Source organism: Microcoleus vaginatus PCC 9802, assembly GCA_022701275.1.
Classification (GTDB): Bacteria; Cyanobacteriota; Cyanobacteriia; order Cyanobacteriales; family Microcoleaceae; genus Microcoleus; species Microcoleus vaginatus_A.
Genome location: CP031740.1, coordinates 1,471,026 through 1,488,174 on the forward strand (window position 1 = coordinate 1,471,026; position 17,149 = coordinate 1,488,174).

The 17,149-nt window shown below is 46.8% G+C and carries 16 protein-coding genes and 1 pseudogene; 6 read left to right on the plus strand and 11 right to left on the minus strand.

The window, feature by feature from the left end; all coding sequences use genetic code 11:
- Window positions 1-273: 273 nt before the first annotated feature.
- The 3 genes from D0A34_06075 to D0A34_06085 all read right to left on the minus strand — a co-directional run bounded on the left by D0A34_06075 (window position 274) and on the right by D0A34_06085 (window position 2,902).
- Window positions 274-1,068, minus strand: coding sequence for an HAD family hydrolase (locus tag D0A34_06075; GenBank protein ID UNU22191.1), 795 nt, complete (start codon window positions 1,066-1,068; stop codon window positions 274-276).
- A 217-nt stretch (window positions 1,069-1,285) separates the two neighbouring features.
- A complete protein-coding gene (locus tag D0A34_06080) occupies window positions 1,286-2,020 on the minus strand; it encodes a DUF928 domain-containing protein (protein UNU18498.1) in 735 nt (244 codons plus the stop codon).
- Window positions 2,021-2,161: 141 nt separating this feature from the next.
- Window positions 2,162-2,902, minus strand: coding sequence for a DUF928 domain-containing protein (locus tag D0A34_06085; protein UNU18499.1), 741 nt, complete (start codon window positions 2,900-2,902; stop codon window positions 2,162-2,164).
- Window positions 2,903-3,236: 334 nt separating this feature from the next.
- On the opposite strand from D0A34_06085, the gene D0A34_06090 reads away from it, so the two are divergent.
- The 4 genes from D0A34_06090 to malQ all read left to right on the plus strand — a co-directional run bounded on the left by D0A34_06090 (window position 3,237) and on the right by malQ (window position 8,163).
- A complete protein-coding gene (locus D0A34_06090) occupies window positions 3,237-5,024 on the plus strand; it encodes a CHASE2 domain-containing protein (protein UNU18500.1) in 1,788 nt (595 codons plus the stop codon).
- A 74-nt stretch (window positions 5,025-5,098) separates the two neighbouring features.
- Entirely contained in the window at window positions 5,099-5,857 is a 759-nt protein-coding gene (locus D0A34_06095; GenBank protein ID UNU18501.1) for a MinD/ParA family protein, read from the plus strand.
- 207 nt (window positions 5,858-6,064) lie between these two features.
- Window positions 6,065-6,190: a photosystem II protein Y gene (locus tag D0A34_06100; protein UNU18502.1), complete on the plus strand. Its 126-nt coding sequence runs from the start codon at window positions 6,065-6,067 to the stop codon at window positions 6,188-6,190.
- A 464-nt stretch (window positions 6,191-6,654) separates the two neighbouring features.
- A complete protein-coding gene (gene malQ, locus D0A34_06105; protein ID UNU18503.1) occupies window positions 6,655-8,163 on the plus strand; it encodes a 4-alpha-glucanotransferase in 1,509 nt (502 codons plus the stop codon).
- 137 nt (window positions 8,164-8,300) lie between these two features.
- Here malQ and D0A34_06110 read toward each other — a convergent pair whose 3' ends face one another.
- Both D0A34_06110 and D0A34_06115 read right to left on the minus strand, forming a co-directional pair.
- A complete protein-coding gene (locus tag D0A34_06110) occupies window positions 8,301-9,185 on the minus strand; it encodes a helix-turn-helix domain-containing protein (GenBank protein ID UNU18504.1) in 885 nt (294 codons plus the stop codon).
- On the minus strand, window positions 9,182-9,976 hold the full coding sequence (locus D0A34_06115; GenBank protein ID UNU22192.1) for an rRNA pseudouridine synthase: 795 nt from the start codon (window positions 9,974-9,976) through the stop codon (window positions 9,182-9,184). Before D0A34_06115 ends, D0A34_06110 begins: the two co-directional genes overlap by 4 nt.
- Before the next feature lie 618 nt (window positions 9,977-10,594).
- Between D0A34_06115 and D0A34_06120 the strand changes: the two genes are divergently transcribed.
- Window positions 10,595-11,386, plus strand: a complete 792-nt coding sequence (locus D0A34_06120) for a DUF2993 domain-containing protein (GenBank protein ID UNU18505.1) — start codon at window positions 10,595-10,597, stop codon at window positions 11,384-11,386.
- 121 nt (window positions 11,387-11,507) lie between these two features.
- Here the strand turns inward: D0A34_06120 and D0A34_06125 are convergent, their stop codons facing one another.
- From D0A34_06125 to D0A34_06135, 3 genes are all read right to left on the minus strand, one after another.
- Window positions 11,508-12,425: a phosphatidate cytidylyltransferase gene (locus D0A34_06125; protein ID UNU18506.1), complete on the minus strand. Its 918-nt coding sequence runs from the start codon at window positions 12,423-12,425 to the stop codon at window positions 11,508-11,510.
- A gap of 276 nt (window positions 12,426-12,701) precedes the next feature.
- The gene (gene cbiT / locus D0A34_06130; protein UNU18507.1) at window positions 12,702-13,295 is read right to left on the minus strand and encodes a precorrin-6Y C5,15-methyltransferase subunit CbiT; all 594 of its coding nucleotides are present in this window, start codon (window positions 13,293-13,295) and stop codon (window positions 12,702-12,704) included.
- A 99-nt stretch (window positions 13,296-13,394) separates the two neighbouring features.
- On the minus strand, window positions 13,395-15,044 hold the full coding sequence (locus tag D0A34_06135; protein ID UNU18508.1) for an aminotransferase class I/II-fold pyridoxal phosphate-dependent enzyme: 1,650 nt from the start codon (window positions 15,042-15,044) through the stop codon (window positions 13,395-13,397).
- Between the two features lie 220 nt (window positions 15,045-15,264).
- On the opposite strand from D0A34_06135, the gene D0A34_06140 reads away from it, so the two are divergent.
- Window positions 15,265-15,513, plus strand: a complete 249-nt coding sequence (locus D0A34_06140; protein ID UNU18509.1) for a gamma-aminobutyric acid A receptor, epsilon-like protein — start codon at window positions 15,265-15,267, stop codon at window positions 15,511-15,513.
- 132 nt (window positions 15,514-15,645) lie between these two features.
- On the opposite strand, the pseudogene D0A34_06145 reads toward D0A34_06140, so the two are convergent.
- The 3 genes and pseudogenes from D0A34_06145 to D0A34_06155 form a co-directional block, all read right to left on the minus strand.
- Window positions 15,646-15,861 (minus strand): annotated as a pseudogene (locus tag D0A34_06145) (hypothetical protein).
- Window positions 15,862-15,880: 19 nt separating this feature from the next.
- The gene (locus tag D0A34_06150) at window positions 15,881-16,420 is read right to left on the minus strand and encodes a DDE transposase (protein ID UNU18510.1); all 540 of its coding nucleotides are present in this window, start codon (window positions 16,418-16,420) and stop codon (window positions 15,881-15,883) included.
- Between the two features lie 2 nt (window positions 16,421-16,422).
- Window positions 16,423-16,719 (minus strand): transposase, encoded by a 297-nt coding sequence (locus tag D0A34_06155; GenBank protein UNU18511.1) that lies wholly within the window; start codon window positions 16,717-16,719, stop codon window positions 16,423-16,425.
- Between the last annotated feature and the right edge of the window lie 430 nt (window positions 16,720-17,149).

A 17,149-nucleotide genomic window follows, 5' to 3' on the forward strand; every position in this document is an offset into this window, starting at 1 on the left:
CGCAGAAATAGTAAAATAACCTGCTTTTTGAGGTCAAGATTACCTGCAATAGTCTCTAAAAAAACCTTTTTTTGTCGATAGCCTTGCTTTTTTTAGGGATTTCTTTTATATTTATCTTATAATCGGATGGTGAAAAAAATATTATTTTTTTTACCATCCGATTATATTAAAATACCATGTCTACGCCGCAAAAGTCAACAAAAAAGATGTAAAACTTTGTTTTTTTTGACTCTGAAAAGTGAAAAAACATCACAAGTCTAAACAAATCTAATATCAACCTTCGAGCGGCAGCCAATCGGCAAAATCTCCGGCAAACTGCGACAGAGAAAGCAATTGAACTGGTGGATTTTGAGCCACAGATTCCCGTTCTGGCAAAGTATTGTAACCCCAATCAGCCAAAAATAACCTCACCTGAGATAAATCCGGCTGCTGCTTCACCGACAGCAAAGTTTTTAACCGATCTTCCACAAACCAAATAGCCGAATCTTTGCCAGACGCGGCCATAAATTCCCGCAAAATTTGGTGTTTAGGCTTGTTGTATTCCTTACCAAAAATTAACTCGGACGGCATTGGTACGCCTGCTAACTGCAAAAGTTCCCGCACAAAACGGCCTTCCTTTGTAGTGACGATCGCCACTTTCACCGAACTCTTCTGCAAAGAGTGCAGGCGATCGGCAACCCCTGGATAAAAGCGGTGCAAAGACAGCCACCCAGCTAAATCCTCAGCAATCCAATTATCGCGCAATCCGTCTAACATAGCACCGACCGACTGCGCTTTTAAATTATTTTCGGTCAACAAATACGGTACTATATTGGGCCACTCTAGCAAAATTTGCTCTGGGGAAATTCCTGTCAGTAGTGCGCGGATCAGCAGCGGCATTTCCCAACCGGTTTCGATGGCGGGCCGCACTCGGTAAAAACTCAAAGCTAAATCTGGATCTGGCACTGTTTCGACTGGTTTCCAGATTTGACAGTAGGTACGCCAAGCGGTTTGGAAATATTCAATTAGTCCGTCACAAATCACACCGTCAAAATCAAGAGCTAGAATTGTCGGAAAATTATTAGCCATCAGTGAATCGATTTTAGATTTTAGATTTTGGATTTTGAATTTTGGATTGAAGAAAGCGACCTCACCGAGCAATCCTGGGACTGGTTATTGGATACTATTTTTTGGTTGTGCCAGGATAAAGACGGGGGCTTGTATCCTGGCTGCTTTCGGTCACTGGATTGAAGAATTGAAGAATTGACTATGCAAACACTCAGCCATGATTGGTGAACAGTCGTTATTAAAAAGACTGAACTAGCGGTTGAGCGGCAATCGATTCTAGTCCTTGGGACTGCAACAATTGCGTCCACTCGGTCGTCAGCCGCGAATCATCGGGTGCGAGGCGCCGCATTTCGGCTAGAGTAGCAATAGTCTCGTACCAAATCCCATTTTTAGCATAAGCAATCACCTTAGCCATAGGGTCGGGATTTGCCAAATCGCTCTTGAGAGTTGCCTGCGGTTCAATTCGCTGCATCCATCCTTTAACAATATAATCTCCAGAACGCTCCAGAGGATCGCAAGCTAGTGCAAACGACCACACATATCGCTTACCAACCTCAATATTTTTTGTCTGGTCTTTCTCAGAAAGGCTAACTCCAACAATTCCGGCTTTATCATTTTTTAAAGTAGTTTCGTAAACTACTTCGGATTCATCTTCGTTTAGCAAAATAAACTCTACTTGAGCCGCCGGTTGAGAAACATATACAAAAAATGTTGGCGACTCGGTTAGGGTTAAGCCAATATTGCTTTCAGGTATTAAGGGAGTAATGGATAAACCATCCCGTAACTTACAGCCTCGATGCGTCCCCCCTTGCCGGTTGTCGGGGGCTGTTACATCGGGAGGTTTGAAATTAACATTCTGACTCAGCAGAATGGGTGCAGGCACAGCCTGCATCGGTGTAAGCAAACTCGGGAGAGTAACGGCGATCGCCAATACAGTCATCGCCAGTGCAGTAAAATGTATAAAACGTTTCATTTTTCCACCAACTTGTATAAATATTTATAGACCGCATCTCTAATGTTAACCCGGAGTTTTAGCCCCGGGCGCGATCGAGTAAATCGGTCAATTTTCACATCGCCATGGGAAGAGCGACCAAACTTCAAGAAATATCGAGATTTAAAGAGGCGCAACCAGTGGTTGAGCTGCAACTGATTCCAGTCCTTGGGACTGCAACAATTGCGTCCACTTGGCTGTCAGCCTCGCATCCCCTGGTGTCTGGCGCCGCATTTGGGCTAAAGTAGCGAGAGTTTCGTACCAAATCCCATTTTTAGCGTAAACGTTGAGCCTAGTCATCGGGTCGGGATTTGCCAAATCACTCTTGAGAGTTGCCTCGGGTTCAATTCGCTGCACGAACCCTTTAACAACTGAATCGGCAGAACGGTCTTCGGGGTCGCAAACCATCGAAAACGACCACACGTATCGCTTGCCAACTTCCAGGGATTTGTTGTTGCCTGCGGTAGCAGGAATACTAACTCCAACAATCCCGGATTTGTCAACTTTAAAAGTTTTTTCGTAGACCACTTTCTCCTCGTTGTCGCTGAGTAAAGTAAACTCTATTTCCGCCGAAGTTTGAGGAACATAGACAAAAATTGTGGGAGAATCTGTTAGAGTTAAACCGATATTAGTTGGAGGCACTAAAGGAGTAATAGATAAACCCGCTGGACAAAGCTTGCTGCCGCGATGTGTCCCTCCTTGTCGGTTGGCGGGGGCTGTTACGTTGGGAGGCTTGAAATTAACATTTTGACTCAGCAGAAGTGGCTGGGATTGTGCGCGCATCGGTGCAAGTGAACTGGGCACAGTAGCTGCGAGCGCAGATACAGCGACCGCAAGTGTAGCCCGATGTAGAAAACGTTTCATTTTGTTGTACCTTTCACTATAATTGCAAACACAGGCATTCGCTGAGGGCGACAAATATTTTTGAGCTGCTAGTCGAGGGCGCAGATACACAATTTAAACCTTGACATATCATCAATAACATTAATTAATTCGATCGGCAACTGGATTGCGTCCGAAAAATCAGGTTGCTTAGGTTGCGAGTATCAATGGATAGAGTTGCTCGCGGCGAAGTGTAAAAATTTGTTACAAAGCGGTCGGAGTTTCCGGGTCTTCTAAGATGGAGGAAATCTCCAGCAGGTGGCAAAGGTGAAACAACTGCGGTTCCAGAAACAAGTCAAATTTATATGCTGGGATAATGAGTAAAATATCTAAAAAAATTCGATCGGCAGCGGCTCAATTGAGTCAAATGTATAAACCATCACTAGCATTGGCTAAGTCTGTATTAATTGCCAGCGCGGCAGTAACATTATCCTTGATAGGGGCCAAACAGCTAGGACTACTCGAACCCATAGAATTAAGCGCTTACGACCAAATGGTGAGGTGGCGTCCCGACGAAAAGCCAGACTCGCGCTTGCTAGTTGTGGGGATTACCGAAGCAGACATTCAGAAACTGAAACAGTGGCCGATATCCGATCGCAAAATAGCTGAAATCTTACAAAAACTAGAAAAAATGCAGCCGGCAGTCATCGGTTTAGATGTACTGCGAGACGTACCTTTAGGAGATGGGCGCGAGGAATTAACTAAAATTTTACAAAAAAGCGATCGCATTATCGGGGTATGTTTAGTCACCGACGGAAGCCCGGACAATCCCGGTTCTCCGCCTGCGCCGGGACTGCCACAAAACCGGGTGGGATTTGCAGATTTCGGAGTCGATCCGGGTGGCATACTCCGCAGGGCTTTATTATTTATGAAACCGCCGACAATGGAGGGCAACTCCTCGGCCCAAAAACATCTTTGTAATGACGACTCTCAAGTTTTATATTCCTTCAACCTCCAGCTAGCACTCCACTACCTGCAAGGGCAAAAAATCTCTCCTAAACTTGCACCAGATCAATCTTTATGGCTGGGAAAAACCCAATTAAAACAACTAGCAAGCAATGACGGAGGATACACAAATGCCGATGTCAGGGGATATCAAATATTAATTAACTATCGTTCCAAGCGGCAAGTCGCCAACCAAGTCAGAATTACGGATGTTTTAGAAGGGAAAGTTGACCCGAATTTAGTTAAAGATAAAATAGTGCTCATCGGTTACACCACAGAAACCGTTAAAGATTTCTTTTATACTCCTTACAGTGGGCGAAAGCAAAGCAACCAATTCATGCCTGGTATCGTGGCACACGCACAAGTAGTCAGCCAAATTTTGAGTGCAGTTTTAGACAACAGACCGATGTTATGGTTTTGGGCGGAATGGGCAGAAATCTTGTGGATTTCGGCATGGTCAATTGTGGGAGGAACCGTGGCCTCGCGGATGGCTCACCCAGTGCAGTTGGCGCTGACATTCGCAGCCATGCTGTGCGGGTGCTGCGCGATCAGCTTTGGGATTTTTCTGTTGGGAGGGTGGGTGCCTGTGGCAGCGCCAGCCTTAGCATTAATCTTAACTGGCGGTAGCATTGTATCAGCAGAGAGATTTAATAAAGCCGGATATGGGAAAGCAATTAGCGATCGAGTAAAACAAGTATTCAAAATCGAAATAGACCAAGCCAAAAAGGAACAGCAAGTCGCAGAGATCACAGAATCTGATTTCTTTAAAGAATTGCAGCAAAAGAAAGATAAACTGAGAATTAGCAAACAAGAAACCTCTCAAAAAGTACCTTCCGAACCCCAAGAAATAACTGCAACTACCCCAGAGCTTCCCAAGGCCGAAAGTCAGACAGACGACTACTTAGCTCAGTTGCAGGAAAAAGCCAAACAGCAGAAGCAGCGCGCCCCCGTGACTGAATCGGAAAGCAGCTCACCAACGGGTGCGATCGAGGCGGGCGGCGGTGCTAGTTCAGCCGAAACTAAACCTGATGACGAGTTCAGCGATTTGCAAACCAAAGCCAAACAGATGCGGCAGCGCAGGGGCGCCCAAAAGAGGATAAAAGATGAAAAAATTGATAGTTTAACAGATAAGGAGGATTTGGGGGGCAAGGAAGAATGACAGACAACTCGACTGCATCATCGAGAATTGCATCATAATGGGTTCTCGCCGTTTCTTACCCTAATACGCAGATCATGTCCAAAATCATCTCTGTCCACTCTTACCGGGGCGGAACTGGCAAATCGAACACGACAGCAAACCTGGCATCTATTATCGCTCGCGACGGAAATCGGGTCGCCATTGTGGACACAGACATTCAATCACCGGGGATTCACGTGCTGTTCGGTTTCAGCGAGAGCAACATGGATCACTGCCTGAACGATTACCTGTGGGGCCGGTGTCCGATCGCGGATACGGCCTACAATGTGAGTTCGCTGCTGCCCAAATTAGCCAGTAACGGCAACCTCTACCTGATTCCTTCGAGCATTAAAGCAGGGGAGATAGCGCGAGTTTTGCGGGAAGGCTACGATGTGGGACTGCTTACCGACGGCTTTCAAGAACTGATCGAGGTTTTGAACTTAGACTACCTATTTATAGACACGCACCCGGGGCTCAACGAAGAAACCCTCCTCAGCATCACCATTTCCGACATCCTCCTGCTGATTCTGCGTCCGGATCAGCAAGATTTTCAGGGAACGGCTGTCACAGTAGATGTGGCCCGCAAATTAGAAGTTCCCAAGATTTTGATGACGATCAATAAAGCCCCAGAATCCCTGGATTTCGAGGATTTGAAGCAGCAAGTAGAGAGTATTTACAACATCCCAGTGGCAGGGGTACTGCCCCACAGCGACCAGATGATGCTGCTCGCCAGCAAGGGAGTGTTTGTGCTGCACTTCCCTAACGACCCTCTAACTAAGGTTGTGGAAAGGATTGCGAAACAGATTGTGGGATAATTTGTGCAGCGAATGCCGATCGCCCGCCCAGAAGTTTCACTTTCGCTCTGAATTCTTGCGGAGCGATGTCCTCCTGCGTATCCGGCTGCTAGCGGCGGAGGAACTTTTAAAGCCGACAATATTTGGTTAAAGAGTCAGGAGAATGGCGACAAAATGAGATACAAATAGATTATGAGAATTTGTTAAAAAACTTTAGGAGGAGAACTCATGGATTTTGACTTCCGCATACTAATAGTATTGATGCCCGTATTGTTGGCGGGCGGCTGGGCTGCCTACAACATCGGCAGTATAGCTCTCAAACAAGTGCAGAAATTTTTGAACAAGCAAGCTTAAACTCAGCCTCTTTTCAGGTAATTCCTCAGCCGACTGTTTTTTGAGATACAAAAACAGCCGGCTGATTTGTGCATTGGCTCTGCTTAAGTAATGGCTGATTTTTGGTGGGCAATTTACGACTGCAGAGAGATGGGGCGAAAAGAAAAGAGAAGTTAGATTTAAAAATTAAGCAGAAACCGGGTGCGCTCAAGCCAAATACTTTGTTCCAGCAAACGATCCTGGGTAAAAAAACCTAGCTGTGAAAGCAGGGCGATCGCGTAACTCCAGATTGTGATGTTTTGAACTCTAGTCATAACTCCTGAGTAGAGTCCCATAAAAATATTTGGTAAGCACGTTATCGCAGAAAATATGAGACAATCACAAAAGTATTTGCCCTGACAATCGCCCTAAAAACTGCGAAGTTTAACGGGTAGGGAAGATAGGTCAAATTGTCAATGTTAAATTCCTATATCTTTAGATAGATTATGCTTTTTCCCCGATCGAGCGGCATACTACTCCACCCCACATCCTTTCCCAGTCGATTTGGCATTGGGGACATGGGAATAGAAGCATATCGCTTTATTGACTTTTTAGTTGAGAGCGACCAGCAATACTGGCAGCTATTGCCGCTGGGCCCCACAGGATACGGCAATTCTCCTTATTCGTGCTATTCAGCAATGGCGGGAAATCCCCTGCTAATTAACCCAGAACTGCTGCGGGACGATCAATTGCTCGCAGATGAAGACTTCGCTAATTTGCCAGAATTTCCGCTGGATTATGTAGACTTCGAGCGAGCGATCGCCCTGAAAGTGCCTTTGCTTAAAAAAGCTTGCGAAAACTTCAAAACCAAAGCATCCCCGATCCAGCAAAAAGAATTCTCAGGTTTTTGCGAAAGCAAAGAGAATTGGCTGGAAGATTACGCCTTATTTATGGCACTAAAAGATCACTTTGGCGGTGTTAGCTGGAACAATTGGGAACCAGAAATTGCCCGTCGAGAACCAAAGTCCCTAGAGAAGTGGCGCCAGCAGCTAAATGCTGAGATTTATTACTACAAATACGTCCAGTTTGAGTTTTTTCGCCAATGGACGGAGTTGAAACGCTATGCTAATATGCGGGACATTAAAATTATTGGGGATATTCCGATTTATGTAGCTCACGACAGCGCGGATGTATGGTCTCATCCAGAAATATTTTGCTTGGATGAAGCCACCGGAGAACCAGCTTTAATGGCGGGAGTTCCCCCGGATTACTTCAGCAGTACAGGTCAATTGTGGGGCAACCCCGTCTACAATTGGGAGAAGTTGCAAGCAAATAATTTTGAGTGGTGGGTGGAGCGTTTTGAAGCGATTTTCTCTTATGTAGACGTGACTCGGATCGACCACTTTCGAGGATTTGAGGCTTACTGGGCGGTGAAGCGGGGACAAGAAACTGCTATGTACGGAGAGTGGATTAAAGCGCCGGGAACAGCTTTGTTGGATGTAATTAATGAGAAGTTTGGCAACTTGCCGATTATCGCTGAGGATTTAGGGGTAATTACTCCTGAAGTGGAAGCTTTGCGCGATCGGTTCGAGTTTCCGGGAATGAAGATTTTGCAGTTTGCTTTCGGCGCTGGACCCGACGATCCTTTTTGGCCTTTTAATTACGATCCCAACTGCGTAGTCTACACCGGCACTCACGACAACGACACTACTGTCGGATGGTTCAATCAACTCCAAGACTACCAAAGAGATGAGGTCTATCGTTATTTGGGCTGCATCGATCCCCAGGGAATTCACTGGTCTTTAATCCGCATGGGTTGGATGTCGGTAGCTAATATCGCAATTGTGCCGTATCAAGACTTGTTGGGTTTGGATACAGACGCGCGGATGAATTTTCCTGGGAAAGCAGAGGGAAATTGGGGCTGGCGGTATCGGCCTGAAGCTTTGAATTGGGAAGTGCGCGATCGGCTCAAAACCATGACTTACATCTCCGGGCGCGCTCCTAATAAACAGTGATAGTGGAGAAGGGGTACTTGGTAAGGGGTAAGGGGTAATAGCTAAGAAGTCCATCAAGACGGACATTCTAATTAAAAGCTGTGGACTGCCAGCTATTACCTATTCCCCATTACCCATTAACAATTACCAATTAACACTTACCCTTCATTGTTGGGCGGTGCTGAAGGCTTGAGTTCGTTTGCTTTAAAAACAACTTCTTTGGCGACTCCAGGATCTCCGAGTGGTTCGGCTTGTCCGTTATTAAGAGCAACCATTACCCCGCCGGCGTTACCTGCTACCACTACCAATTGCTTTTGAGCCCCCCAGGTGCGAACAGTCCCTGAAGGCAAAGTTCCTTCAAACTCTGTTTTACCATCGACTTCAACCTGCATCCACGATTCGTCTTTAAAAGTGACGCTTACCATCACTGGTTTATTGCCAGATTTATTTAAATTTTGACCGGTTCTTACTGCTTCGACAGCCTCGTAACTATCCGGTTTCTGATTTTGTGAGGATCTCGATGCCTCAGCAGCTAAACGGGCTTGTTCTTGCTGCCCAAGCGCTAGTTCTTCGGCTCCCGCACCGTTTTTTGCGGTAACAGAACCGCTGATCAACTGAGATAAAACATTGACCGAACAGATAATTAGAAATGTGTAAAAGAGGTAGAGGTGCATCGGCCGCAACTGAGGCCCATCTTGCCAGGATAGCTTCTTTCTCGATCGGGGGGGCGGTTCGATCGGAAAAAATTCGGCAAACTGAGTTCCGTCCAAACCCATTGCTTCAGCGTAGCGCCTGATCAAACCCTGAGTGTAGACGGGTTCGGGAAGTTGGTCTAGTTGACCGTCCTCAATTGCTTGTAGCAGATTCCGCCGAATCATTGTTACCACGGCTACTTTGTCCAAACAAATCGAGTGCTGTTCGCGGTACTGACGGAGTTGAGTTCCAATTTCCGCTAGCTTCTTCTTCTGAGCTGTTTCTGGCTCTTGGGAGTGCAGTTTCTGCTTAGTGGTTTTGAAGAATAAAAACAATAAATTCTTTGTCATATGCTGTGCTCCTGGGAATTTACTGGCACGCTTATTGATGTTAGGTTGACTAGATTCCATAAATAAATAATTTCCGCATCTTCTAGGGGTCGGCAGCAGCCTGGTGGCAATATTGGCGAACCGGGCCGCTGCAATTGAATCGGGCCAATGGCTGTGCGGTGCAGGCGCACCACGGGATATCCCAACAGCTCGGCTGTTCGCCGAATCTGTCGGTTTCTGCCTTCTGAGAGAATGACTTCTAACAGAGTTTCGTCAAGCGCGCGATCGATAACTTTAACTTTCGCGGGCAAAGTTTCTCTGCCGGACAAGATGATGCCCTGACGCCACGTTTGTAGTATGCGTTCCGGGGGATCGCCCCGTACCCAAACCTGATAAGTTTTGGCGATCGAGTGACGCGGATGGGTCAAACAAAATGTCAGCTTACCATCATTGGTAAGCAAGAGGGCGCCGGTGGAATCTGCATCTAAGCGTCCTACGGGGTGGATGCCTTGACCGGAGCGCAGTTGGGGTGGCAGCAAGTCGAGAACTTTCGATCGGGCCCTTGGATCGCTGCACGTAGAAACTACGCCTGCCGGTTTGTTGAGCAACAGATAGACTTTTGCGGGTCGATCCGTTGGTTTCACCGGGACTCCATCGACTTGGATGAGATCGCGATCGGGATTCGCTTTTTCTCCTAAGCGAACAATATTGCCATTAACTCGGACTCGTCCAGCTACAATCATCTGTTCTGCAAGACGGCGAGAGGCAATGCCCCACTGGGCGAGGATTTTTTGCAGCCTTTCATCAGACATGACGGGAGTGTGGAAATCCCCAACGAGCCAACGGTGGGGAGGAAACACGACACGGTTAATTGATTAACCGTACTAGCAATGCTCAATTCCTGTTTGGGAATAAATTATAATGCTGACCAATTATTACAGGACGCCCGGCAAGAGTGCAGATTGTCCTTGTGCCCGGTGCAGATTGTCCTGATGGCATTACCCTGAATGCTGTGCAAAAACTACGAGGAAAAGACTCGCGGCAGGCACAGGTTTGCACCGTTGGTTTGCGGCTGGTTTGAAAGGTTTGGGTCTGACCCGACCATAAACCAACACTACCATAAATCCCGTACTCCTGGTTAAATTTATACGCTCGATCGCGAATTTTTCAGCGGGATCGCACAACTCGTGAATTACGCCAATATCCCAAGGGGGGAAAGGTGAGAATTTTTCTGCTTCTGGCGTTGCTGATCCCAGATTTCTGCTTGGTTTTGGAGTTAATCGGACTTGTGTTCATGAACCCGGTTTCTAAGGAAAATCAGAGGTTGACAGCGGTCTATCTGTGCAGAAACCGGGTTTTTGAGGCCGGATGTGCAAGTTCTAGTTAAATTTCTGTGCTTGAATATTAAGGTTTATATTCTGAAATTGTTTATGACTCTCGATCGAAACTCTCTTCAATTTGACAATAGAGATGGGGCTGGTGGCTCTGGTGGGACTGTTAATCTCGGCGAGGAGCCGGGGAGACCTTCGCCGAGTCAAGGCAGCCGGATCGCGAGCGCCGTGCTGTCTCCGGCGGTGCAGTTGTGGCTGCGATCGCAAGTTCAGCAGGTGGACGAGTTGAAGGTGAAAATTGAGGGGAGCGATCGACAAATCTTCAGCGGTGCGATCCCCAAAGTAACGGCTGCAGCTCGCGGTGCTGTGTATAAAGGACTACACCTAACTGAAGTTGCCATAGAGGGCTGTGGCATTCGCATCAACCTCGGTCAAGCTCTCAAAGGCCAACCGCTGCGCCTCCTAGAATCCGTTCCCGTGACAGGCGTTTTGAGGCTTCGTCAAGCGGATTTGAATGCGTCCCTGAAAGCCCCTTTGCTTGCTGATGCTTTGAGCGAATTTTTGCTGCCCCTGCTGCCACTGACAGATAGGGAACAGTCGCTGAAGTTGCAAAATTCGCAGATTGCTATTGAGGCGGGTTTGTTGACGCTTTCGGCGGCAATTTTGCGCGCTGGCGGTAGGCAAATTTCTTTTGTACTGCGGACTGGTTTGCGGATAGCCAGCGGTCGCGAATTAATGTTTGAAGCACCAGAAATCGAAATGGATGGAGAATTAAAGAGCAGTGATTTCAATGGTTTTAAAATTGATTTTGGGCCGGAAGTTGAGATAGAAGAGTTGATTTTGAGTCCGGGGGAGATTGTTTGTCGGGGAGGAATTAGAGTTTTGCCTTAGTTAATTAACAGTTAACAGTTAACAGTTGACTTTAACCTGGTTCTTCGGTAGAGCCTGGGAATACATACCCCACGCCCAATGCCCAATTCCCCATGCCCAATTCCCCATGCCCAATTCCCAATTACCGATTAATTAAAAAAGAGTCGATCGCCGGCAACAGTAAAGTGACAAAATAGTAGACTAACGGTGCGGTAAAAACATAACTGTCGGTGCGATCGAGAATGCCACCGTGACCGGGGATCAACTGTCCCGAATCCTTAACACCGGCGTCTCGCTTCATCATCGACTCAGTTAAATCTCCCAACAGACTAGCAACGCCAATCAACAGACCAAAAGCAGGCCCAGTATACGGCCACCCCGGCCAGTTTAAATACCAAGACCCAGCGACTGCCACGGCGATGCTGCCGCAAACTCCAAATACGGCACCTTCAACGGTCTTTTTGGGGCTAATGTGGGACAGGCTAGTGCGGCCGAAGAATTTGCCGACAAAATAAGCCCCAATGTCAGCGGCCCAGATGCAGAGGAAAGCCAGCAGCAGCGAAGTCAATCCTAAAGATATGCTGCTGGAATTTGTCCAAGACGGTGGCGAGTAAATGTTAATCGGCAAATTGCTTGCTACTGCTTGCCCCAGTTCAGTTGTAGCAAGATTGGCTGGGTCGAGTCCGACTCGCAGCCGTATCCAATAGCTGGGCAAATAACCGCCGTAGAACAATCCTAAAATTGAGGAGGCAATATCGGCGATCGTCGATAATTTAGGTTGGAATAACAGGTAGAAACAGATTAAGGTTCCCGCTAAGGGGAACATGGCATCTACGAGTTCCGGTGCTAGGGCGGCAGTAATTAAGAGGCCTTGACTGACGGCTAAGGTAGTTTTGGCAGCGGGTGCAATGCCTTTAGCCCTGGCTAATTGAAAATATTCCAATTGACCTAGGTAGACGATGACTCCAAAGCCGACGGTGAAGTACCATCCCCCCATAATAATCATTCCCAAAGCAAGGGCGATCGCAACTATTCCACTCAGGATACGAGACCAAGGCATAAAATGAATTTCTCTTGCAGACGGCGGGGGGTGATTCGATTTTGGATGTTAAATATTGGATGTTGGATGTTGGATTTTTCTAGAGCCCGAGTTGATCCCTTGCACAGCTAACCCCCATCCCCCATCGGTCATCCAAAATCTCAAGTCAGGCGGTCAATCCAGCTATGGTCGCCCTTATTCTAAGTATGAAGGTTAAGTGAACTTAAAAAAGATTAAGAATTACATAATTAATCCGTGTGTCCGTGTCAAAATTCGTGTCGTGCCTTCTTCTTGCTTCTAATCGAGCTTTTCGCCGCTGAGAATAAATATGGGATTGACGGCGGCAAAGGTTTGACTGAGGCCGCGAGTCTCCAAGCGGTTAACGGCGGACTGGACTACTTCGATGTTGCGGACTTGTAACTCGGCAAACCCTTCGGAAAGGGCGTAAAGATTCTCTAAATTCGATGCTGTGGCGACAACTCTACCGTGGGGTGGCAAGTACCGCCAGACTTCTTGGAGAATGGCTTTAATGGGGCGACCTCCTTCGATGCAGACTCGGTGGGGGGGTTGGGGCAGGTTTGCAAGGCATTCCGGCGCACTGCCTTCTATGACTTCTACGTTGTTGAGCTCGAATCGATCGCAATTTCTGCGAATCAAGCTTGCTACTTCTTCGTCCCTTTCGACGGCAATAATCCGACCTTTGGGACACAGCAAACCTGTTTCTACGGCGATCGTACCAGTACCTGCACCGATGTCCCACACCACTGAATCTGCTTGCAGCCGTAGGTGGGAGATTAACAGCAGTCGGACTTCTCGCTTACTCATGGGAATTCCCGGTAAACGTTCAAATAAGTCATCCGGGATGCCTGGAGTGACGTAGGGCCAAAGCATAGTTATATTTTTGATTTTTGATTTTTGATTGAAGCAAGACGGCAGTTGGAACTCGCGGAAGAAGTAGAAATTCTCCCCATTTCCCCCAAGTCTTAATATTTACTGTCGCACAACCTTGAGAGTTTGGAGGCCGGGATCGCTGCAACCTGTGATTTTTCCGCCGGCGGCCAGGATTTGTTGCAGGTAGTCAACGGCTGCTGGGGTAATGATTTCACCGGGCATCAGGACTGGTATTCCTGGGGGATAGGGACAGATGAGTTCGGCGCTGAGTCGATCGACTGCTTTGTCTGCGGGTACTGTTTCCGCTGGGAAAAAGAAAGCCTCACGGGGGGAAAGGGGGAATAATTCCTCGTAATCAGTTTTGAGTTTTGAATGGGGCGACAGAGGGGGATGGGGAAATGGGGGGATGGGGAGAATCTCGTATTGTTTCTTCCTTCTTCCTTCTTCCTTCTTCCTTCTTCCTTCTAAAAGAGTACAAGCTTTAACTAAATTGTCAATATCTGATTCTGTATTTCCCAAGCTGATAATAAATGTTAGATGTTGCGGCATTGGTAATTCTGCCGTGACGCCGAGTTGAGAGTGCAGAATATCATCGGCGGTAAATCCTGTGATTCCTAAACCTGATACTTTTACGGTTAGCCGGGTTCGATCTAATGCTGCAAAACCCGGTGTATTTAACGGTTCTAAAACTGATAAGCCGGGAATTTGACTGATGCGCGATCGCGCTTTTTCTGCTATCTGTAAAGTTTGCGCCATTAATTCTTTGCCGTGGAGTGCGATTTGTTGGCGGGCGGCGTCTAGGGATGCTAATAATAAGTAGCTGGGACTGGTAGATTGTACTAGCTGCAATGCTCTATTTAATTTTTGGATATCTATGCGATCGCCCTTGATGTGCAGCATCGATGCTTGTGTCATTGCACCGAGGGTTTTGTGGATTGATTGTACTGTTAAATCGGCACCGGCTGATAGTGCTGGTTCTGGCAAGTTTGGATGAAAGTTAAAGTGCGCGCCGTGGGCTTCGTCTACTAATAACGGTATGTTGTATTGATGGGTAATTTGGGCGATCGCCCGCAAATCCCCGCAGACGCCGTGATAGGTTGGGTAAACTATCATTACTGCTTTGGCGTCGGGATGTTGTTCTAATGCGGAGGCTGTGGCTTCTGGGGTGATGCTGTTGGCAATATCCCAATCCGGATTGTACTCGGGACTGACAAAAATTGGAATTGCACCGGATAAAATCAAACCTGAAATCGCCGATGAGTGGATATTTCGAGGCAAGATAATTTTATCGCCGGGGCCGCAAGTTGCTAAGATGGCGGCGATAATTCCGCAAGTCGAACCGTTAGCCAAAAACCGAGTTGATTGGGCTCCAAATGCTGCGGCGGCTAAGTCTTGAGCTTCGGCAATTGCACCTTCTGGATTAAAGAGATTATCTAATTCCGGCAATTCCGGCAAATCCGATCGAAATACTGTCGCACCGAATAAGTCAATTAGGGGTTGAGAGATTCCTTGTCCGCGTTTATGTCCGGGGGCATAAAATGGGGCGTGTGGCTGATTTGTGCGATCGCGCAAAGCATCTAATAGGGGAGTTTTTGTTTGAGAGTTTGCTGGTGACACGATTAATCTTGATTGCTGTATTTGATATCTAAGTAGAGCGGTAGGAAAAAACCATAATATCTTGTAGGGACTGGTTGAGCCAGTACCTATATTCTCAGGCAGTTTCTTGCTGTACTCACGCGCCCTCCCCATATAATGTTTATTTGTAACCACTTACTTTTATGCCAAAGGCATAATTTTAGGCCCACTTAATAGTTAATAATAGGTATTTAGATAGATGTCTTAGTCACAATTTTAGTTTATTATTATAAATAAAACAATACCACAACTCAGTTATTTTTTTTATAAAAACTAGCTAGGAGTGGCGACCAAATGTTTTTGAAATATCTCTATTAGCGAGCAAAACACTAACATGATTTTTCCCAACCCTAGTCCGTTTCCAGGGCCGCAGATTCCCAGTACCGAACCGGGGCTGCCGACTATACCCGCATCGCCACCGGTGCCTGGCCCGGTACCCGAACCGATTCCCGGGATAGTACCCGAACCGGTACCTGCGCCAATTCCGCAGCCAATTCCCGAACCGGTGCCGGAAACTGTACCCTCTCCGATTCCTCAGACAGTGCCGGAGCCTATTCCTCAGACAATCCCTGAACCTGTTTAAATTATGTTTTAGTCGATCGCGAAATTTAAGATGGTTTGTGAGGTCGATCCCAAAAACCGGTTTCTCCCAAGTCCCCAATCATTTTGTTGAATATCAGACTTGAAAAAACTCGGTTTTTGCCTAAATTATCGATTAATTGAAGTTGAGCGCAGTCTCTTTACAAAGGTCAACAGAAGGCAAGTCAGTGGATTTGCCGTCCGAGTATTCGGCCCTGACATCAAAAACACAGCCCGCATCCGAGCCGCCGTAGTCAGCTTGATTCCACTCAAAATCTGCCTTTTCCCGATCGGCAATGGGGACCTCTAGCTCGTTTTCTCCCCAAGTATCCTTATCGGGAGGAGACATATAGAACCCATTTGAGATCTTTCTAACTTACAGCTAGTCGTATGAGCATCAAGCGGACAAAACAAAGCTGGAGCTTGGCATTTGCCCGTTCAAGTGTCCGGTCAAAGTTTTTGACTAAGCTTTTGCATCGCTCTACCCAAGCATTAGATCTCTCAATCACCCACCTAGCCTTAACTGGCACAAATCCTGATTTGCTTTTGGCTTCCTTTTCTGCTTTCGACGGTTTAGGTGAGAGTTGAAATTGGATCTTGGTCATGATTTCAGGGTAAATCAATTCCAATGCTTGGGTCAGCTTGTCAGGATGATAACCATTATCTAGCAAGATGGTAATTTTTGGAAGTTCCAGCGGTTTAGATTTGAAGTAATCAATATTTTGGGAGAGCATCTCAATCAATCCCTGGTCATCAGATACATTGGCAGGAGTGCAGTGAGTGAAGAAAGGAAAGCCTAATATATCTACCGCTAGATGTCTTTTAATCCCATTTGTCGCTTTGTAAAAACAAAAACCTTTAGATTCAAAACTAGCATTACAAGTGTTCTTCACTGCTTGCGAATCGATCATGATCAAGGTCGTCCACTGTGGTTTTTTTTGACTTGTTCGCGCATTCTTCCGTGTAACTCCGTCATGATATTTTTCCAGATGCCATCTTCACACCACTGCTTATAATGCCAGAATACTGTAGAATAGGGTGGCAGGTTTCTAGGTAAATCCCCCCAATTGCAACCATTTTTGAGTTGATAAAATATCCCGTTCAGAATTTGTCGCTTTGTCCACACTGGTGGTCTGGTTTTCTTTTTTTGTGGTAACAACGGCTCGATAATTTCCCACTCTCGATCTGTCACATCGCTTGAATACCCCATTTTAGCCCTGACTTAGTTTCATTCCATTACTTCTGGCTATCATACTCGATCACCCTAAAGATCTCAAATGGGTTCTATAGACGGCTGTCATCGTCTTGCCACTGTTGTTAACCACCGAAATTTTGACAATCTGAGCGAAAACGCTAGCTGCTGTCAGCGCTAACAGGGGCAGCGACAGCCCCACAGCGATCGTTACTTTGGTTAACCACTTGTTAATCATTTAGCCATCTACCTCAAGTTCGATATTTATTCAAGCTTAGCTTTAGAAGTTAGAAGGGACAAGTCAGATACAGCATATTCCAGGTCGATCCAGTAGGGACACCGAACCGTGCCCAATGCGTGTCCACTTAAGCTGTCATCCGCCCACCCAGTCCTCCCGCCCACCCGGTAGTCCGCGAGGGAATAAATTCCCTGTCTAATAGCGAAAGTG